At 50.0% G+C, this 19,265-nt stretch carries 20 protein-coding genes; 1 reads left to right on the top strand and 19 read right to left on the bottom strand.

Annotated features, from left to right (window positions below; translation table 11 throughout):
* Positions 1–51 precede the first annotated feature (51 nt).
* Both AC6R1O_RS16310 and AC6R1O_RS16315 read right to left on the bottom strand, forming a co-directional pair.
* The gene (locus AC6R1O_RS16310) at positions 52–501 is read right to left on the bottom strand and encodes an L-alanine exporter AlaE (protein ID WP_487902653.1); all 450 of its coding nucleotides are present in this window, start codon (positions 499–501) and stop codon (positions 52–54) included.
* A 254-nt stretch (positions 502–755) separates the two neighbouring features.
* A complete protein-coding gene (locus tag AC6R1O_RS16315; protein ID WP_500634130.1) occupies positions 756–3,182 on the bottom strand; it encodes a hybrid sensor histidine kinase/response regulator in 2,427 nt (808 codons plus the stop codon).
* Positions 3,183–3,307: 125 nt separating this feature from the next.
* On the opposite strand from AC6R1O_RS16315, the gene AC6R1O_RS16320 reads away from it, so the two are divergent.
* The gene (locus AC6R1O_RS16320; protein ID WP_500631941.1) at positions 3,308–3,877 is read left to right on the top strand and encodes a UPF0149 family protein; all 570 of its coding nucleotides are present in this window, start codon (positions 3,308–3,310) and stop codon (positions 3,875–3,877) included.
* Between the two features lie 42 nt (positions 3,878–3,919).
* Here AC6R1O_RS16320 and AC6R1O_RS16325 read toward each other — a convergent pair whose 3' ends face one another.
* The 17 genes from AC6R1O_RS16325 to AC6R1O_RS16405 form a co-directional block, all read right to left on the bottom strand.
* Positions 3,920–4,954: an ion channel gene (locus tag AC6R1O_RS16325; RefSeq protein ID WP_500657417.1), complete on the bottom strand. Its 1,035-nt coding sequence runs from the start codon at positions 4,952–4,954 to the stop codon at positions 3,920–3,922.
* 129 nt (positions 4,955–5,083) lie between these two features.
* A complete protein-coding gene (gene nadA, locus AC6R1O_RS16330) occupies positions 5,084–6,145 on the bottom strand; it encodes a quinolinate synthase NadA (protein ID WP_500634132.1) in 1,062 nt (353 codons plus the stop codon).
* Positions 6,146–6,344: 199 nt separating this feature from the next.
* Positions 6,345–7,118 (bottom strand): tol-pal system protein YbgF, encoded by a 774-nt coding sequence (ybgF, locus tag AC6R1O_RS16335; protein WP_500634133.1) that lies wholly within the window; start codon positions 7,116–7,118, stop codon positions 6,345–6,347.
* A 15-nt stretch (positions 7,119–7,133) separates the two neighbouring features.
* The gene (gene pal, locus AC6R1O_RS16340; protein WP_334550954.1) at positions 7,134–7,673 is read right to left on the bottom strand and encodes a peptidoglycan-associated lipoprotein Pal; all 540 of its coding nucleotides are present in this window, start codon (positions 7,671–7,673) and stop codon (positions 7,134–7,136) included.
* A gap of 32 nt (positions 7,674–7,705) precedes the next feature.
* Entirely contained in the window at positions 7,706–9,058 is a 1,353-nt protein-coding gene (gene tolB / locus AC6R1O_RS16345) for a Tol-Pal system beta propeller repeat protein TolB (RefSeq protein WP_500625849.1), read from the bottom strand.
* Between the two features lie 27 nt (positions 9,059–9,085).
* Entirely contained in the window at positions 9,086–10,174 is a 1,089-nt protein-coding gene (tolA, locus tag AC6R1O_RS16350) for a cell envelope integrity protein TolA (RefSeq protein WP_500634134.1), read from the bottom strand.
* Positions 10,175–10,187: 13 nt separating this feature from the next.
* Complete coding sequence (locus tag AC6R1O_RS16355; protein ID WP_487902661.1) at positions 10,188–10,631, bottom strand: ExbD/TolR family protein; 444 nt, start codon at positions 10,629–10,631, stop codon at positions 10,188–10,190.
* A gap of 5 nt (positions 10,632–10,636) precedes the next feature.
* The gene (tolQ, locus tag AC6R1O_RS16360; RefSeq protein ID WP_500631936.1) at positions 10,637–11,335 is read right to left on the bottom strand and encodes a protein TolQ; all 699 of its coding nucleotides are present in this window, start codon (positions 11,333–11,335) and stop codon (positions 10,637–10,639) included.
* A complete protein-coding gene (gene ybgC, locus AC6R1O_RS16365) occupies positions 11,325–11,729 on the bottom strand; it encodes a tol-pal system-associated acyl-CoA thioesterase (RefSeq protein WP_334550962.1) in 405 nt (134 codons plus the stop codon). Before ybgC ends, tolQ begins: the two co-directional genes overlap by 11 nt.
* Positions 11,730–11,942: 213 nt before the next feature.
* Positions 11,943–12,245: a cyd operon protein YbgE gene (ybgE, locus tag AC6R1O_RS16370; RefSeq protein ID WP_500631935.1), complete on the bottom strand. Its 303-nt coding sequence runs from the start codon at positions 12,243–12,245 to the stop codon at positions 11,943–11,945.
* Positions 12,238–12,345: a cytochrome bd-I oxidase subunit CydX gene (cydX, locus tag AC6R1O_RS16375; RefSeq protein WP_000270284.1), complete on the bottom strand. Its 108-nt coding sequence runs from the start codon at positions 12,343–12,345 to the stop codon at positions 12,238–12,240. The genes ybgE and cydX overlap by 8 nt, the downstream gene beginning before the upstream one ends.
* A gap of 12 nt (positions 12,346–12,357) precedes the next feature.
* Complete coding sequence (gene cydB / locus AC6R1O_RS16380; protein WP_500631934.1) at positions 12,358–13,494, bottom strand: cytochrome d ubiquinol oxidase subunit II; 1,137 nt, start codon at positions 13,492–13,494, stop codon at positions 12,358–12,360.
* Between the two features lie 17 nt (positions 13,495–13,511).
* Positions 13,512–15,104, bottom strand: coding sequence for a cytochrome ubiquinol oxidase subunit I (cydA, locus tag AC6R1O_RS16385; RefSeq protein WP_500631933.1), 1,593 nt, complete (start codon positions 15,102–15,104; stop codon positions 13,512–13,514).
* Positions 15,105–15,599: 495 nt separating this feature from the next.
* On the bottom strand, positions 15,600–16,607 hold the full coding sequence (gene ruvB / locus AC6R1O_RS16390; protein ID WP_334550969.1) for a Holliday junction branch migration DNA helicase RuvB: 1,008 nt from the start codon (positions 16,605–16,607) through the stop codon (positions 15,600–15,602).
* 21 nt (positions 16,608–16,628) lie between these two features.
* Positions 16,629–17,246, bottom strand: coding sequence for a Holliday junction branch migration protein RuvA (gene ruvA / locus AC6R1O_RS16395; RefSeq protein WP_500631932.1), 618 nt, complete (start codon positions 17,244–17,246; stop codon positions 16,629–16,631).
* 71 nt (positions 17,247–17,317) lie between these two features.
* Complete coding sequence (gene ruvC, locus AC6R1O_RS16400; protein WP_487902666.1) at positions 17,318–17,839, bottom strand: crossover junction endodeoxyribonuclease RuvC; 522 nt, start codon at positions 17,837–17,839, stop codon at positions 17,318–17,320.
* A 66-nt stretch (positions 17,840–17,905) separates the two neighbouring features.
* On the bottom strand, positions 17,906–19,265 hold a 1,360-nt coding region (locus tag AC6R1O_RS16405), incomplete at its 5' end, for a glycoside hydrolase family 36 protein (protein WP_500657418.1).

Below are 19,265 nucleotides of genomic sequence, written 5' to 3' on the forward strand. Positions count from 1 at the left end.
CATTGGGTTTGTTTGGCTACTTATTGGGTTAAGTGGTTAAGGTTCATGCAATTACGCGCGTTGGTAGTAACCCGGAACGCGGAACCACTTGCGGCATAGGTCGAGAAAATAGCCGTACAACACACCCATACCACATGAGATGACAGCGTTCGAGGCAACGGCCGTCATGATCTGATCGGTGGATGCCCCCACGGCCAGAAGAATGCCGGCATAGACTGGGGATTGAAACAGCACGTAAGCCAGCAAGTCTGAGACGCTTTTCATTGCACCTGATGGCGATAGTCGTCGCCCTTGACGCAACACAAAGTCACGAAACACGCCATAAGGCCATGCGATAGCGATGTTGACGGGAATAGACAGCGTTCTTGATGCAAGAGACTGCTCGAATGTCATACCAGAGATAAAGATCTCAATGATCATTCCGGAAATAAAGCAAAACACGACCATTGCAAAGGTATCTGCAGCGGCATGACGAATACAAAACGGCGCTCTAGGCCTCATTTCACTCACCAAACAATAAACTAATACAACACACAAACAACAACACATACAACTAAGATAAAAATATCACCCAGTTGATGGCGCTATTAGAACAGTAAATTTGCAGTCTTTGATCTCGAATTTAAGTAAGCTTGGTCAATAACCCACCAAATAGTGTGAGCAAGGCAGCATTTTTCACTACCTTTCTGACCTTTGTGTGTTTTCTGAGCAAAACGAGCATTCAGGTAGTATTGAGGTGAATGTGGCAGCCAATTCTAGATGTTCCGACTCGCTTCAACGGCGAGAGTATCCAAATCGATTTGGCTTGGCGTACGCTTGGCTTCTATGTCACCGTGAAGGTTGTCGATGGCTTGACGTAAGTTGGCACTTTTCGACGAGTCGACACTTGCTTGAATCGCTTCAACGCAGGTCAGTGCTTCTTCAAACTGTTGATTTTCAATCGCTACGAACAAACTCACCAGTGCTTTCTCTAACTCTTCTTCGTTTGAAATGACTGCGCTCATTGAACCATACAGACGATGAGTAAACTGGAACAGTGTGTCGTCAAGCTCGGTTTCATCGATGGGTTTGGAGATAATGGCGTCCACACCTGCGGCGTACATTTTGTCTTGTGTCTCTTTGAACAGGTCGGCCGTACAGCCAAAAATCAAGGTGCTGGCATGGCCATCGGGGAGCGCTCGAATCGCTGTGGTGGACTCGATCCCATCCATTACGGGCATGTGGTTGTCCATCAACACTAGGTCATAGTGGGTTGAGCCAATCGCATCAATGGCTTTTTGACCATTATCGACACAATCACACGTAAAGCCTTTATTGGCCAAAAACGTGCTCATGATCACGGAGTTGGTGCGGTTATCTTCCACAATCAGCGCTTTGAGCCCTTTGTAGTCCACTTTGCACCGCTGAGCCATTTCGACAGGTTGAATGTCACTGATGGCCATTTCGATGCTGATGTGAAAGCTCGAGCCGATCCCTACCTCACTGGTTACGCTTACTTCGCCGTTCATCAGTTCACAAATCTGTTTAACAATAGAGAGGCCAAGCCCTGTTCCACCGTAACGTCGTGTCGTTGAAGACTCTGCTTGCTCAAAAGGATTAAAGATCTTCCCTTGCGCTTCTTTGGCGATGCCGATTCCCGAGTCTCTGACCTCGACGTTGAGGTAGTTCTTCCCATCACGCTTTTGTTCACTCAAATGCACTTCCACGTAGCCGCGAGATGTAAACTTCACCGCGTTATTGAGCAAGTTAAATAGGATCTGCCTTAGACGCGCTTTGTCGGCGCAGTACCAACGCCCATCCGGTACGTCACTGTGCACGGTTAACTTGAGTCCTTTTTCATTACACAGGGTGTAATAGACGCTGTTTACGCTGCCGATGATCGATTCAAGCGGGAAAGGATGATTTGAGAGCTCTAGACGACCTTGCTCAATTTTGGAGAAATCGAGGATTTCATTGAGCAGCGTCATCATGTGATCCCCAGAGTCATAGAGGGTTTTCATGTGTTTGCGCTGCTCATCATCTAAATCGGTTTTGAGTAGAATCTGCGCCGTACCTAAGACGCCATTCATCGGTGTGCGTATTTCGTGAGACAGCGAGGCTAAAAACGCGCTTTTCGCTTCGGTCGAGGCCTGCGCCTTGCGTTTTTCCGCATCAAGATACACGGTCTTTTGGTTAAACGTGTCGATAAGGTGACGAATTTCATCTTGGCTGTTGTAGGTAATGTCTATCACCCCACCTTCACGAGAATCATCCACTTTTTTGGCGATATAGACAATGGGAGAAATGAGGTAGCGGTTAATCAAAAAGTACCCAATCAGTACACAGATCAGCATGATGGGGACAATACCCGCCTCCACCTTGTAGACGACTTCATAGACTTGTTCGGTCACGAGGCGCTTGGCGTTGATGACATCCACGCTCCAATTAAACTCACCAAATTGGAAGCGACTGATGTACATCCCTCTCACGACTTGAAAATTGTGCTCGGTCACCAAGTCCCCGTAGGCATCGCGCAAGATGACGCCGAGATCGTACTGCTCAGCATGTTGGCGAACAAATTTCACCAAGCTGGACAATGAAATATCGACGGTAGCGACACCGGCAAATCGCCCGTCAACATAGTATGGCGAGGAAGCGGTAATCATCTGAATGTGGGTGAACGGATCAATATAGACTTCAGACCATGCGACATAACCGGCGGGCTTTTCCACCGCCGCTGTAAACCATGGTTCTTGCTGATAACCCCCTAAAGCAGGATTATCCCATGAGCGTATTCTGTCTATCAGGCCATCACTGGCTCGGGTAAAGAACAGGCTTTGGAGTTGTGTCTCACGCGCGTCTTGAGCGCCCTCTTGGTTCGAGGCCGGCCACAGTCCACCACTGACAGTGATGCCCTGCAGCGTTTCAAACAGTTTGTACAAAATCCGTTCTTGATGATCTTGCGGCTCGTTGTTGCTGCCGATGGCGACAATGCTTTGCAAAATGCCCAGCGAGCTATTGATCGGTTCTTCGATTTGCGCCGAGAGGAGCTCAGTGCGCAGATCCAAATTCGCTTCCAACTGATCGCGTATCGGTGGCTCAACCACCAAGTAGCTCACGGTACCAATGAGCGTCACCGCCAGCGCCAAATAGAGCGCCAGCGCATAACTACTTTTGCGCTTGAGGGAAGAACGAATTTTCATAAACGTCTGAATTTTTACTGTTTCTAAAAAATTATAGCGGATATCACTAGGGTTCAACCTTTTTCTCTCAGAAAGAGACTGTTAACATTGCTCCATCACAACTCAAACACTCAATGGAACCCATTTTGACGCTACAAGAGATCCTAGCTCTGCCAGAACTAGAAGGCCGACTTATTAACGAAAACAAAACTCGCGGTTTTGTGACTTCCATGGCCGCGGCACCCAACGTGCTGGCACCGGAAGAGTGGCTTCCATTCTTATGGGGCGGTGAAGACGTCGCTCCGTTTTCCGATGGTGAGCAGCTTGAGTCCTACATTGAAGCGGTGATCGCGATGTGGAATGACTACCGTCCTGCCCTGTTAAACAATGAATGGCAATGGCCAGAGAGCTGTCAGATTGATGAAGAAGAGATCGTCAACGAAGCGACTCGCGATTTCTGCGAAGGCTTACTGCAAGGCTGGCAACTCGCGCGCGATGATTGGGAAACCATCATGCCAGAAGAGAGCGAAGATAACGCGCTATTGGGTGGGGTACTGCTTTCTATCAGCATGTTGTACGATCCCGAGACCTCCATCGCCACCTTGGCCGATCAAGGTATTGAGGGTTTAGAGCAGTTTGAAGAGATTTTCAACGCTGTGCCAACCATGCTATGCGGCCTTACCATGCGTGGCTCAATGCTGGCGGAGCAAGATTAATCCCTGAATGGAAACGAACAACGCGGCATCACGCCGCGTTTTTTAATCCAACTTTTGCCACCGGAACGACTCGATTCGTTCATCTGAAATATAGAACAGCTTATCGCCCGCTTTGACTTGCCGATCTAAATCCGGGTTCAGCTCAATCCCCTCACCAACATCAATCGCGATCAATGTCGCTTGTTGAGTTCGCTTCATGTAATCAAAAATAGGCGCGATGTCGCGCTGAATAAAGCCCGTTGGTAACGTGGTGGAGTACTGCGTCATACCCCGCGTCGAAGCAAGCAACTCTTGATGCAAAGCGCTAGAGCCCGGGTCAACAGCCGCTTTGGCGAGCATTTCTGCGCCTACTGCGGGTATGCACTCGGCATTCGGGCAATGCTGGCTAAGAAGCTGGCTGAGCGCCTCATCTTTAAAGTACGCGAGTAAATGAGCCTTGGGGTTCACGTTCGCCGCGTAGAGAGCCGCAGAGAGCGTGATGTCATCTTCTAGATTGTCGACCACGATACAGCTCGCATCGGTGATAGACGCTTTCGCCATCTCTTGCTGGTCGGTATAACTGGTGACTCGCACAAAGCCAATTTCACCAGGCAATGGGTTTTCGATGTCTGAGCGGCTACACAGTACAATCGGGCGCTTGCCCGCTTCCTCATGCTGTAGCATCCGAATCAAATGCATCGTGCGCTGCCCGTTCCACCCCAACAGTAGTATATGATTCTCCACACCCACTCTCCGTTTTCCTAATACACCAGCTCGCCAATAGTCCACCGCACTGCCCGCCAGTCGTCCAATTAAGGCCGCGAACAAGGTTAACCCGCCAGGGATGACAAACAACATCACAACCCATTTTCCTACGGCAGTCTGCGGTGAGTGATCGCCATAACCCACGGTCGAGGCGGTCACCATCAAAAAATAAAAATAGGTTGAAATATCTTGTGTGAGCGCTTGCTCACCACTGGCATCAAGCAAGACCCATGCAATCAACACGTAGAGAAAAAACAAAATCAGCACATTGCGTGCACTGAGTTTGAACAAGTGCGTCATCATCCACTTTCTAAAGGTGAGCCACAATGTCATGCTGAGTCTCTACTGTTGTGATATTGGCGTCTATGGCTTTCATACTAGCGGATCCCTAGAACGAAAAAAACCAGCCAATGCGCTAACACAATGGCTGGTTCTCTCAATAGGCGTTTAACGCATCAAAGATTAGGCGTTGCCTTTCACTTGCAGGTTAAGCTGCTCCGCAAAATCAAGCATGCGGTTAAGCGGAATGAGTGATTTCACTCGTAGCGCTTCGTCCACAAAGATTTCGTGCTCTTTGCCGCCATCACGCAGGGCGGTTTCAATCGCTTTAAGCCCATTCATCGCCATCCAAGGGCAGTGTGCACAGCTGCGACACGTTGCACCCGCGCCAGCGGTTGGGGCTTCAATCAACTCTTTCTCTGGCACCAATTGCTGCATTTTGAAGAAGATACCTTTATCCGTCGCGACGATCATCTGCTTATGCGGCAGAGCCTTAGCGGCTTTGATCAGCTGGCTGGTCGAGCCAACCGCATCGGCCAATTCAACCACACTAGCGGGAGATTCCGGGTGGACCAAAATCGCCGCATCAGGGTAGACGGCTTTCATCTTACGCAGTGCATCTGCGGAGAATTCGTCATGAACTACGCACTCCCCTTGCCAAAGCAACATCTCTGCGCCTGTTTTGTTGGCAATGTAAGAACCTAAGTGACGATCTGGGCCCCAGATGATCGGCTTATCTTGCGCGTCTAAGTGTTCGACGATTTCGAGTGCAATACTCGATGTCACCACCCAATCAGCGCGCGCTTTTACCGCTGCAGACGTGTTGGCGTACACCACCACAGTATGATCAGGGTGTGCATCACAGAACTCACTGAACTTATCCGCTGGGCAGCCTAAATCAAGAGAACACTCCGCCTCTAGGGTTGGCATCAAGATGCGCTTTTCAGGTGTGAGGATTTTTGCAGATTCACCCATAAAGCGAACGCCCGCAATGATCAAAGTGCTGGCTGGGTGACGGTTACCAAATTTCGCCATCTCAAGCGAATCACCCACGAAGCCGCCGGTTTCTTCTGCCAACGCCTGAATTTCAGGATCGGTGTAGTAGTGGGCAATCAGTACCGCATCTTTTTCTTTCAGCAGCGCTTTAATATTGGCCACGTGGGCCTGCTTTTCTGCATCCGTCAGCGGAACGGGCTTAGGAGGGAATGGGTAAACGGTTTCAATTTTATCGAGTATGTGGCTCATTGCTCTTGCTCTACGCAACTTCCAGTAGTCCGAATATTGTAACCCCAAGTGTGTTGTAGATTCCACCTCATCCTTAGAACCGCTGCTTATGCGTAAGAGACAAAGGCTATCGAACCCAAAATGAAGAAGGAGCGACATGCGCTCCTTCTTGTTGATGATGTGTTGCCCCAGGGCGACGAGACACGCAACGAGACAGAGTCTACATGCGTTCCTTTGCCATATTGGCGGATGCGCTGGTAGGGTACTCATCTACCACCTGTTGGTAGTACTTATTCGCCTGAGCTTCATTGTTGTTGCGCTTAGCAATGTCACCCAATTTGAGCAGTGCGTCTGCACGCTTATTGGACTCTGGGTAGGCAATCACAGCGGCAAAGCTGTTCACGGCTTCTTTGTCTTCTTTCTTCGCGAAATAGAGCTGTCCTAACCAGTAGTGGGCATTAGGCGCAAAGCTAGAATCTGGGTAGTCTTGCTGGAACTGTTTAAATGCAGCGATAGCGCCGGTGTAATCGCGCTTTTTCAGCACGAGATCGGCGGCGTTTTGATAGGCTTCTTGCTCGCTCGCATCGGAGCTGAAGGTGCCGGTCGGCTGGTTGTCTGCTGCATCCGCAGGGACCACAGCAGGCGCGGCGCTGGCTTGAGCGCGCAGCTTATCGAGCTCGATAAACAGCTCACGTTGACGTTGCAGCATTTGCTGCATGTCGTAATTATTCTTTTCGATTTGTCCGCGAAGGTCGCTGATTTCTAGCGCCATACCATCAAGTTGCTGCTGCATTTGTAGCTGCACACGGTTGCGGTTTTCTAATAAGCGTTCAAGACGCTCTACGTCTGACTCGTTACTACGCACAACGGATGTCGACGCAGCGCCGTTGCCACTACTGCCGAGATCAGATACTGGGGCTGGTGCAGCGAGCACAGAGCTCGCTGCACTTGCCAGTAACGTCAGCGTAAACGCTCGCTTTAAGTTACTGAACATGAGGCAATCCTCGAATTAGTACACTAGAACAGCGCGGCGGTTCTTAGCGTAAACATCTTCTGACTGACCAAGAAGAAGAGGTTTCTCTTCACCGTAGCTTACGATAGCGATTTGATCAGCTTGAACACCAAGTGCTTGTAGGTATTTCGCTACGGCTTCCGCACGACGCTCACCTAGGGCAATGTTATACTCAGGCGTACCACGCTCATCCGCGTGGCCTTCGATAGTCACTTTAAGCGCAGGATCTTTGCTTAGGTATGCCGCGTGTGCTGCTAGCATCTCTTCGTAATCTGCTGCGATAGTTGCATTGTCGAAAGCAAAGTAGATAGTTTGCGTTTCACGTAGCGCTTGCTCTTTTAGTTCTTGCTCAGAAAGTTGAGCGTTTTGATCGATAGGAGAGACCATAGTGGTATCTGTACCGTTCGCTGAACCTTGAACTGATTGGTTAGTTTCAGAACCAGAAGCGTTAGCTGCGTCGTCGCTTGAGCTACATGCTGTAACTGCAAGGACAGGAAGCGCAATTAGAAGCCCCTTAAACACTTTATTAAGTTGCATTGTTGATTTTCCTTATTTTAGGTATTTACTTGCTACAAAAATGGTGACCATGCAGGTGCACGAACACGTCCGTTTGTCGCTGGTAATCTCGCTTTAAAACGCCCATCGATGGAGACCATGGACAGCACATTGGCTTTGTTATAGATCGAACTATAAATCACCATGCCACCGTTTGGCGCTATGCTCGGAGATTCATCGAGCAGTGTTTTCGTTAGGATTTGTACCGCCCCTGTTTCTAGGTCTTGTTTTGCAAGGTTAAAACCGGTGTTGCTTTGGTTAACCATCACAAGAAAACGACCATCAGGCGTGATTTGTCCACCTAAATTTTGACTTCCTTGCCAAGTGATTCGACTGGATGACCCGTTTGCCAAATCTACTTGATAAATCTGAGGTTTTCCACCCCGATCCGAGGTAAAGATCAGAGATTTACCATCTGGGTGCCAAAACGGCTCCGTATTATTAGAGCGGCCCGTCGTCACCTGAGTTAACTTGCGACTGTTTAGGTCCAGAGTATACACATGCAAGTTACCGGTTTTTGACAGCACCAACGCCAACTTACTGCCGTCTGGTGAGAATCGTGGCGCCCCATTGTGACGCGGATAAGAGGTCACTTTTTCACGCTTGCCGGTGTAAATGTTCATGATGTAGATTTCTGCTTGGCCGTTTTGGAAGCTCACATAGGCAAGCTGCTGACCGTCCGGTGACCAAGCTGGTGACATCAATGGTTGTTTAGAACGCAGCACTAAACGCTCGTTGTAGCCATCATAATCGGCGACGCGAAGCTGATAAGGGAACGTCTCTTTGTCATTGACAACCACATAGGCAATACGGGTCAGAAAGGCGCCGCGTTCACCGGTTAGCTCTTGGTAGACAAGGTCGGCAATGCGGTGCGCGTACTCACGCATGCGATCGCCCGGTACGGTGGCACGCTTGTTAAACAGCACGTGATCTTTTGATAGGACCAATTGACCATCGTCGCTGAGCGCTTTGCTCTGCCCTTGCGTCAACTGACCACGTACCACATCCACTAGCTGGTAGTTGATCACGTAGTTGCCTTCCGCATTTTGGCTAATGCTACCGGTGACGAGAGCATCCACACCGATGCTCGTCCAAGCATCAAAGTTGACGTCAGATTCGTTATACGGCGTTTGTGGCATTTTACTGGTGGCAACTGGGCTAAATTTACCGCTGCGCTGCAAGTCAGATGCAATCACGTTAGACACATCTTCAGGTAACTTGCCTGCACCTTCCCATTGGAAAGGCACAATCGCGATGGGACGCGCAGAATCAATACCGTCGGTAATAACAAGTTCCAAGGCCGCGTTGGCTACTTGAAACAGGCTCATAGTGGTGAGCACCCATCCTAATACTAATCGCTTTAACACAAGCATTTCCTTTTACTCAATCCTGAATTACTCAGGAATTACTCGTAAGTTGATGTCTTTTAACTTGTTCACTATGTCTTGGTCGGTTGGCAGCGGAAAGGTGCCGACTTTGGCAACCGCACTCTTGGTCGCGGCGCACAAACGGCTGTCACCCTCTCGAACGCTCAAATTACCAACAATCGCGCCCGATCCCGTGGGTATCAAGCGCAGGTTAACCAAACAAGACTTTCCCCGAAAACTGTCCTCAAGCAATAAATTCTGCTGGATCAGCTGGGTGTAAATCGCTCCGTAGCGGTCCGCTTCACTGGCTACATGGCGTGAACGCGCACTGCTGTTACTCTGTGACTCTGACTCTAGGCCAGCGAAGATATCGTTAAGCGCCGCCTCTTGCTCTTTGCGCTCACGTTCCAGTCGCTGCAAACGCTCCTGCTCTTGACGCGCTTTTTCTGCGGCTTCTTTGGCTGCACGCTCTTTTTCAATCCGCTCTTGCTCAGCCTTCTTCGCTGCTTCTTGTTTCGCTATGCGTTCTTGTTCCGCTTTTTCCGCCGCTTCACGCTCACGACGCGCCTTTTCTTGCGCCTCTTGCGCGGCTTTCTCACGAGCGACACGCTCTTGTTCTGCTTTAGCAATCGCCGCCTCTTTGGCTAGGCGTTCTTGCTCTGCTTTCTTCACCGCTTCTTCTTTCGCTTTGCGCTCCGCCTCAAGTTTGGCTACACGCTGCTCTTCCGCTTCGCGCTGCTTTTCTTTCTCAACACGGCGTTTTTCTGCTTCGCGCGCCGCTTTGGCTTCTTGCGCTTGCTGCTCTTTTAGCTTGCGAATGCGCTCTTCTTCCGCTTTACGGTTCTGCTCGAGCTTTTCACTTTCTCGGCGCAGCTTATCGAGACGCTCTTGCTCTTTTTTCGCGGCCTCTTCACGCTGGCTGCGAATTTGCTGTGCTTGCGCGCGCACCGCACTGGGGTCTATGACCACCGCTTGCACGAGCTGGCCCGTTGGTTTTGGCGTCGACATGGTGAAATCCGTTCCCAAAATCAGTGCCACCACCAAAGCCGCATGAAGCCCAACTGAAATCAGTATGGGCTTTTTGTATTCACGAAATAGAGACTTCTTTTCTTTCATAGATTGGGAGCACTTACTCTTTGATGTCTGTCAGGAGGCCGACTTTAGGAATGCCCGCACGGCTGAGCTCATCCAGCACCAAGACAACTTCGGCATAAGGGGTGGCCGCGTCGCCGCCCACCGCTACCGGTGAGTCTGGCTTAAGCGAGAGCTCCGCTTTAACTCGCACGATAATGTCTTGCAGTGATAAGCCGCGCACCACGTCTTCGTCGTTGACACTTAGCCCCAAGTTTCCATCTCGGTCGATTTCGACAATGATGAAGCTCGCGTCGCTGTCTCCCGCCATTTCTGAGGCGGGTTTGGCGGTGGAGGTCTTAGGTAGCTCAACATCGACCCCTTGCGTGACAAACGGTGAAGTCACCATAAAGATGATCAGCAGTACCAACATCACGTCAATGTAAGGCACGACGTTGATCTCTGCGGTCATCTTACGCTTTTTCGGTTGATAGCCTGCCATCGCGCTTATTCCTTGGACGCTTTGTCTCTTCCGGCCATCGCTTGACGATGCAAGATACTGTGGAATTCTTCGGAGAAGGTGGCGTAATTGTGCTCAAGCTTGCCCACTTTGTTGCTCAGGCGGTTGTACGCCATTACCGCAGGAATAGCAGCAAACAGACCCATCGCAGTCGCTACCAATGCTTCGGCGATACCTGGCGCCACCATAGCTAACGTCGCTTGCTTCACTTCACCCAGTGCAATGAAGGCGTGCATGATGCCCCAAACCGTGCCAAATAAACCAATATAAGGGCTGATGGAGCCAACGGTCGCAAGAAACGGCAGATGTGTTTCTAACTCATCGACTTCGCGAGCGACTGCGACGCGCATCGAGCGTCCCGTGCCTTCCATAATGTAGTCTGGCGAATCAGCGTTGGATTTACGTAGGCGAGCAAACTCTGTGAAGCCCGAGTAGAAAATCTCTTCCGTACCGGCCAGTTCATCTTTGCGCTTATTGGCCGCTTGATAAAGGACAGAAAGATCGGTGCCCGACCAGAACTTATCTTCAAACGTCTCCGCTTCTTTCGCGGCTTGTGAGAGCACTTTACTGCGCTTGATGATCATCGCCCAAGAGGCTATCGACATGCCCAAAAGAATCAGCATGACCATTTTTACCAGCAAGCTTGCTTGCAGGAACAGATCCAGCATGGAAATATCAGCGGTCACCGTGTGTAAACTCCGTAATTATTGACTGAGGTATCGCCGTTGGCCTCATTTTCTCATTATCAATACATGCTACCTTAACCATTGTTTTACACAATGACCTTCCTTCAGGATTAACGATTTCCTGACAGAATGTGAGCGATGCTTTTTTGATTTCTTCGACGCGCGTCAGCACTTTGAGATGGTCGTCTAGACGCGCTCCGTGTAAAAAGTCGATATCCATGTGTCGGACTACAAAACCCAACTTTTGTTCCAGTAAACGCTGTTGCGATACGCCGATAGTGCGAAGTAGCTCGGTTCGCGCGCGTTCAAAGTACTTTAAGTAGTTGGAGTGATATACCACGCCACCGGCATCGGTATCTTCGTAGTAGACCGTCACTGGCCATTCAAATGTCATCTCGGCTCCTTGTGCCTATCGGTCCCACCGGAGAAAGGACGCAAGCCCATCACAAACGGTTTGTTACTATAACGCAACTCATTGGGGTTTACGCAAGGGCTTATCGGCGCTTTTCAAAGATTGAAACAAAAAAATAGCACTACCTTTCAATCAGTAGTGCTATTTCGCTCATGGAATGAGCGGACGGGTTCGCCGGCGGTGAGGGGATCGCGTTTAGAGCAATCTCACTACGGTGAGGTAGCCCAAAACACTCAAACAGAAATAGGGGCTAAACAGGCACTGCCAAACCCATTTCTGCGGCTTAAAGCCGATGCCATACACCATGCTTGAGCAAATGGCCCAAATCATCAGCGGTGAGATCACGGCATTAAAACCGCCAATGGATGCAGCGTAGCGTTCTGGATCCCACATCACCATAGCGACATGGTAAAAACCCAACACCAAAGATAAGACCCGAAATAGGGTCTTATCCATTGGCGCATGCCACTTAGTGACACGCGCAGTGAGATTACTCACTGTCTTTGTCCATCATTTCTGAGTGCTCTAACCAAAGCGCGTTAATGATGCCGAACGCACACGCTAAGAGTACACCCAGAATCCATGCGAAATACCACATAATTGTTGCTCCTTAGTAGAGTGAGTTTTTGTTGTCTTCGATGTATTTATTATCGAGACGGCCAAACATTTTGTAGTAGGTCCACGATGTGTAACCCAAAATCACAGGTACCATCACGGCCGCAACCGCGGTCATTAGGTTCAGTGTGAGCTCAGATGACGTCGCATCCCACATGGTTAGGCTGTGACTTGGCATCAAATCCGATGGCATTACGAATGGGAACATCGCAAAACCTGCGGTCAAAATGACGCCCGCATTACCAAGGCTCGATGCCAAGAAGGCAAAGCCGCCTTTTTCAAATCGAGACGCCACTACCGCCAACAGAGGCATCGCCACACCCAGTGCAGGTGCTAGCCACATCAGTGGGTAGGATTCAAAGTTGCTCATCCATGCGCCAGCTTCACGCACCACTTCTTTATTGAGTGGGTTTGACGCCGCATTGCCATCAATCACGCTAGTGATCACATAACCATCAATGCTTTGTACCCAAAAACCCGCGCCCACAAAGGCAGCCGCTGTCAGTAGACCCATCAGTTGAGCCACGCCACGAGCACGAGCGTGCACGTCATCGGTGGTTTTCATCTGTAGCCAGGTTGCGCCTTGCATGATGATCATAAACAAGCTCACTATGCCACACAGCAGAGCAAATGGGTTCAACAAGCCAAAGAAGGAACCGTGATAGGTCGGCATCAAGAACTCATTGAGTTGGAACGGAACCCCTTGCAGCAAGTTACCAAACGCCACACCAAAGATAATCGGTGGGACAAAACCGCTGATTGAGATACAGATATCCCAAGTGTTACGCCATTTAGGATCTTCAATCTTAGAGCGGTAATCGAGACCAATCGGACGCAACCAGAGTGCTGCCAATGTCACGATCATCGCCAGATAGAAACCGGAGAACGAGGTCGCGTACACCAGTGGCCAAGCGGCAAACAGCGCGCCACCCGCGGTAATCAACCACACTTGGTTACCGTCCCAGTGCGGGGCGATAGAGTTGATCATGACACGACGTTCGTTGTCATTTTTGCCGATAACAGGGACCAGCGCACCAACCCCCATATCGAAACCGTCAGTAATGGCGAAGCCTATTAGTAGAACACCAATCAGTACCCACCAAATCAATCGCAAGATTTCGTATTCAAACATCTGTGTTTCTCCTTGCCTTAAGCTTCTACTTGGCGACTAACTTTGTCTTCAACAGAGTTAGCATCTTGCTCGAAGTGGTAGCGACCTGTTTTCAGGCTGCTCGGTCCCTTGCGTGCAAATTTCACCATCAGGTAGACCTCTGCAATCAAGAACACGGTGTAAAGCGCCAAAATGGCAAACAGCGACGTCCAGATTTCACCCGCAGTCAACGCTGATGCAGCAACGTGAACTGGTAGGATTTCACCCACAGCCCAAGGCTGACGACCAAACTCGGCGACAAACCACCCCGCTTCAACCGCAATCCAAGGCAATGGGATACTAAATAGCGCCGCTTTGTGGATCCACGCTTTCTGTTCGATTTTCTGACGACAGGTCTGGATAAACGCCGCGCCAAAGACAAACAGCATGATGAAACCACACGCCACCATAATACGGAACGACCAGAATAGAGGCCAAACAGTAGGAATGGAGTCATCCGCCGCCGCTTGAATTTGCTCTTCTGACGCATCGACAACGTTGTCGGTGTAACGCTTGAGCAGCAAGCCGTAGCCAAGGTCGCCCTTCACTTCGTCAAACGCCGCAACGTTTTCAGCAGATTGGTCACCAGCGCGCAGCTTCTCTAACAGCTCATAAGCAAGCATACCAGTGCGGATACGCTCGACGTGCTGATCACGCAAATCACGAAGGCCCGTCACTTCCTCATCAAACGAACGTGTCGCGATAATACCCATAACGTAAGGGATCTTAATCGCGTAATCGGTGTGCATGGTCTCTTGGTTAGGGACACCAAACAGAGTAAAGGCCGCTGGGGCTGGCTCTGTGTGCCACTCAGCTTCAACTGCCGCAAGTTTCACTTTCTGCACTTCACCCAATTCGTAACCTGACTCATCGCCAAGGACGATAGTCGACAAAATCGCCGCCATACCGAAAGAAGCCGCAATCGCAAACGAACGACGCGCAAACGCAATGTCACGACCTTTCAATAAGTAGTAAGAGCTGATGCCTAGCACGAACATAGCGCCCGTCGTGTAACCTGAAGCGACCGTGTGAACGAATTTAACTTGTGCCACTGGGTTGAGCACCACTTCGGCAAAGCTCACCATTTCCATACGCATGGTTTCGAAGTTGAACTCTGCGCCAACTGGGTTTTGCATCCAACCGTTGGCCACCAAGATCCACAACGCCGAAAAGTTGGAGCCAAGCGCAACGAGCCAAGTGACGGCTAAGTGTTGACGCTTAGAGAGCCTGTCCCAGCCAAAGAAGAATAAGCCGACAAAGGTGGATTCGAGGAAAAAGGCAACCAGTGCTTCGATGGCCAAAGGCGCACCAAAGATGTCACCTACGTAGTGAGAATAGTAAGACCAGTTGGTTCCGAATTGGAATTCCATGGTCAGGCCCGTTGCTACACCTAGGGCGAAGTTAATACCAAACAGCTTACCCCAGAACTTGGTCATGTCCTTGTAGATTTGCTTATCGGTCATCACGTACAGAGACTCCATGATGGCGAGTAAGAACGCCATTCCGAGAGTCAACGGTACGAAGAGGAAGTGATACATCGCGGTTAATGCAAACTGCAACCGCGACAGATCCACTACGTCAATATCGAACATTGATTACTCCTTTTGTGCCGGCTGAAGACACTTTACTTCCATTGATGCAGCATGATTATTCGTTACCCAATCTTAAAGGTTGTTATCAGATAACGGCTTACTGTTGCAAAAATGTACCGTAACAGTTAGTTAATTGTTAAGCATCAGCTAATATAGCTGGAACTAATATTACTGCTAAAAATTCTGCGTTTCAAAAGGTTTATAGAAACTGTCCGCTTTGATTTGTATCAACTTTAGTGCCGCATTTTTGATTAATTTTCCATCAAATTGATCTGTATCAAAAGAAAATCAGCGCGGATGTTAATGGGGCGTAATTAGACGGGTCGAATTCATTTTTATGCAGAACAAGCGATTAACAAAACACCTTATTTCATTAACCATAAAGGGGTAGCAAAGAATTTACATTTGTGACATTGATCACCAAAAAATAGAAAACCAGCTCATCGGAGCTGGTTATGCAAACTTAGTTTTCATTCACGATTGGGCATTGACTCGCTAAGACTTGTCGATACCAAAATGGAGATAAGCTCGATCGGTCGCAATACGACCTCTTGGTGTGCGTTGCAGATACCCCTGTTGAATGAGGTAAGGTTCAAGAACGTCTTCGATGGTGTCTTTCTCTTCACCTATCGCTGCCGCCATGTTGTCGAGGCCAACCGGTCCGCCACCAAATTTCTCCATAATGGCGAGCAGTAATTTCCTATCCATGTAATCGAAGCCTTTGGCATCAACATCAAGCATATTGAGCGCTTTGTCTGCGGTGTCAGCGCAAATATGGCCATTGCCTTTTACTTCAGCGTAGTCACGTACGCGGCGTAGCAGTCGGTTGGCGATACGAGGCGTGCCTCGCGCACGGCGCGCGACTTCAAGCGCCCCTTCCGCATCCATCGACAGCCCTAGACAATCGGCACTTCGCTGGACAATGTGCTGCAAATCGGCGATTTTGTAATACTCCAAACGCTGAGTAATACCAAAACGATCGCGCAGTGGCGACGTCAACGACCCGGCTCTCGTGGTAGCGCCAATCAAGGTGAACGGCGGCAAATCAATTTTAATCGACCGCGCCGCCGGGCCTTCACCAATCATGATATCAAGCTGATAGTCTTCCATTGCAGGATAGAGCACCTCTTCAACCATTGGGCTCAAGCGGTGTATCTCATCAATAAACAACACATCATTTTCTTCGAGATTGGTTAACAAGGCGGCCAGATCGCCCGCTTTTTCAAGTACTGGCCCCGAGGTGGTACGAATGTTAACGCCCATCTCGTTAGCCACAATGTTCGCCAGCGTGGTTTTACCCAGACCCGGAGGACCAAAGATCAACAAGTGATCGAGTGCTTCGCTGCGCAAATTGGCGGCTTTGATGAAAATTTCCATTTGATCACGGACATGATCCTGGCCTTGGTAATCTTCGAGCTTTTTCGGGCGTATTGCACGGTCAATGACGTCTTCTTCTTTGTAGACAGCATTGTCTGGGGCAATCAGGCGATCCGCTTCAATCATGACTGTTTACCTTTCAATGGGCTAGACCATAGATTTGAGCGCTTCACGAATCAATTCTTCGCTGCTCATCTCTGACGTTTTCACCTGCGATACCACTTTAGACGCCTGGGTTGGCTTGTAGCCAAGCGCAAGCAGCGCACTGATCGCCTCTTCTTCCGCGTTCGATTGGCTTGATTGTGTCGCCGAATCCATCGGCGCGGCATCAGTATGTGGCGTGAACAAGTCGCCCGCTCCCCAGCCTTTGAGGCGATCCTTCATCTCAACCACCAATCGTTCTGCGGTTTTTTTGCCTACTCCAGGCAGCTTGACCAGGGTAGAGACATCTTCTCGCTCGACACAGGCGACAAACTGACTCGCCGTCATACCCGATAAAATGCCGAGACCCAGTTTTGGCCCTACGCCATTGGCTTTGATCACTTCACGAAACAGCGCTCTCTCTTTGACGGTATTAAAGCCGTACAACAACTGCGCATCTTCACGAACCACAAAGTGCGTGTAGATGATCGCTTCTTCACCAATGTTGGGCAATTCATAGAAGCAGCTCATGGGCATTTGAACTTCATAGCCTATCCCGCTAACTTCAATCAGCAGCTCTGGGGGTTGTTTTTCAATTAAAATGCCGCGTAATCGTCCAATCACTGGTTCGTCCTATTCGCTGTATAAAAGTGGTTTGATGATAATAAAGAACTGGATATATAGCCAGTAAAAAACTAGCGGTAGCGTCCTCGTCGTGCGCTGGTCGCTTTTCCCGCGAGCGCCACCAAGGTTTTGTTGGTGTTGGCATGACAAATCGCCACACCCAGCGCATCGGCGGCGTCCGCCTGTGGTTTGGCTGGCAGTTTGAGCATCGACTGAACCATGTGCTGCACTTGCTCTTTATCCGCGCCGCCATTACCCACCACAGCTTGTTTAATCAGACGCGCAGCGTATTCGTACACCGGCAACTCAGCATTCACCGCCGCCACAATAGCGCTGCCCCGGGCTTGACCTAATTTAAGTGCGGAATCGGCATTGCGCGCCATAAAGACCTGTTCAATAGCAAACACATCGGGCTGAAACTGGGTGATGATCTCCGAAACGCCCGCGTAAATTTGCTTGAGCCTGCCGGGCAATTCCGATTCTGACGTGCGGATACAACCGCTGCCGAGGTAGTGAAGATGTCGACCTGTTTGGCGAATCACGCCATATCCGGTAATTCTTGAGCCCGGATCGATTCCTAAAATTATCGACATTGAGATCCTAGATTGGCAAAAAACGTCATTCTACCCAATCGATGGGGGAATATGTAGCGTAAAGCATCAAGACGGGGCGGTAATGATCGCGCGGCTCGATAAGCCCGCCTCAAGCGTCACTTCAATCACTTGCTCAGGCTCAGCGGTCAGCTTCTCGCCACTCCAATAATCAAACCAATACACTGGGTAATCGGAGGTCAGCGTGACTTCTCGGCCGGTTTGGTGGTAGTTAAATAAGCAGTGTAAGTCGTTACGCTCAGTCAGTTTCAAAAACCCATGATGCAGGTTAAACGCGGTAAACTTGGCGGCGTCTTGATTGTGGTTGTGTCGCATCACCAGTTTCGCTAGGGTCTTTTTCGCGAATGTGGTGAGATCCGGTAGAGGGTCGCCAGAGAGCAGTAATCCGCCACTGGCTAATAACACATCACGATGGAATTCATACGCTTGACGTTCCGCTGCCTGATTGGGCAACGAGACCAACGTCGCGCAATCGGGGTCGATTTGCCACAGTTTGCGATGCTGCCAACTGCGGTAGAAGGTCTCTTTGGCGATTTGTTCAAATCGCCTTGGGTCTCGCTCGACATCATCGGATACGCGCATCGCATCTACCATGCCTAGCGACGGCCACATTGGGGCATTGCAGCCCAGTAGCCACGCATCGCCTGCCCCTTGAGCAATGGCATCCATCCCCATTCGGTAGGCTTCCACCCCCGTAATGCCCGACTGCCAACGACGGCCTTTTAACGCTCCCCAATAGTTAGCATCAAGCTTAAACAGCTCAATCCCCCACTCTTCACACATGGTCTTAAACACTTGGGTGAGATGATCTTGCACATCCGAGTGAGTCGTATCGAGCAGATACCAAGGCGTACATCGCCAGCCCGCATAGGTGACGTCTTCTGCTTTCATGATCTGGCCATTGTCATGGGTGACAAACCAATCTGGATGCTGGCGAAAAATGGTTGAGTTGCCCTCGGCAATAAAAGGCGCGACCCAAATCGCAGGCTTTTTGCCGCTGCGCTTTATCTCCTCAATCAAGGACGCAAGCCCAGACGGAAACTGCGCAGAAGGCGAGAGCCAATCGCCCATAAACGCTTGATAGCCGTCATCAATTAACACGTACTCGAGCGGCTTAATGTTCTCTTTCATACAGCGCACATTGTCGCGAATCTGCTGCTCTTTGACTTGCGCATAATAGGCATACCAAGAGCACCAGCCCAGCGGCGCGACACCATCAACACCTGCACGCGATGGATGATGTTTGGCAATGCAGTCACTGAAGGTTTCATACAGTCCGGAAAGTGAAGAGCCTTTCAGCACAACAACCGATTCGAGTTCGCTATGGCTCCAATCACTAGGGTGGGTATTTTCACCATCAATGTAAGCCGTGAGGGTACGCGTACCCTTCTGCTCTCTCACCTCAAAA

It is taken from the genome of Vibrio sp. R11-SG3-ISO3-SZ (assembly GCF_059834345.1).

Excerpts from the sequence above, each read along its gene's own strand:
- nadA (WP_500634132.1), bottom strand. The coding sequence starts at position 6,145 with ATGAGCCACATACTCGATAAAATTGAAACCGTTTACCCATTCCCTCCT.
- ybgF (WP_500634133.1), bottom strand. The coding sequence starts at position 7,118 with ATGTTCAGTAACTTAAAGCGAGCGTTTACGCTGACGTTACTGGCAAGT.
- ruvC (WP_487902666.1), bottom strand. The coding sequence starts at position 17,839 with ATGTCGATAATTTTAGGAATCGATCCGGGCTCAAGAATTACCGGATAT.
- ybgC (WP_334550962.1), bottom strand. The coding sequence starts at position 11,729 with ATGACATTTGAATGGCCAGTGACGGTCTACTACGAAGATACCGATGCC.
- cydB (WP_500631934.1), bottom strand. The coding sequence starts at position 13,494 with ATGTTTGAATACGAAATCTTGCGATTGATTTGGTGGGTACTGATTGGT.
- AC6R1O_RS16315 (WP_500634130.1), bottom strand. The coding sequence starts at position 3,182 with ATGAAAATTCGTTCTTCCCTCAAGCGCAAAAGTAGTTATGCGCTGGCG.
- ruvB (WP_334550969.1), bottom strand. The coding sequence starts at position 16,607 with ATGATTGAAGCGGATCGCCTGATTGCCCCAGACAATGCTGTCTACAAA.
- AC6R1O_RS16325 (WP_500657417.1), bottom strand. The coding sequence starts at position 4,954 with ATGACATTGTGGCTCACCTTTAGAAAGTGGATGATGACGCACTTGTTC.
- tolA (WP_500634134.1), bottom strand. The coding sequence starts at position 10,174 with ATGAAAGAAAAGAAGTCTCTATTTCGTGAATACAAAAAGCCCATACTG.
- AC6R1O_RS16355 (WP_487902661.1), bottom strand. The coding sequence starts at position 10,631 with ATGGCAGGCTATCAACCGAAAAAGCGTAAGATGACCGCAGAGATCAAC.
- AC6R1O_RS16310 (WP_487902653.1), bottom strand. The coding sequence starts at position 501 with ATGAGGCCTAGAGCGCCGTTTTGTATTCGTCATGCCGCTGCAGATACC.
- cydX (WP_000270284.1), bottom strand. The coding sequence starts at position 12,345 with ATGTGGTATTTCGCATGGATTCTGGGTGTACTCTTAGCGTGTGCGTTC.
- cydA (WP_500631933.1), bottom strand. The coding sequence starts at position 15,104 with ATGTTCGATATTGACGTAGTGGATCTGTCGCGGTTGCAGTTTGCATTA.
- pal (WP_334550954.1), bottom strand. The coding sequence starts at position 7,673 with ATGCAACTTAATAAAGTGTTTAAGGGGCTTCTAATTGCGCTTCCTGTC.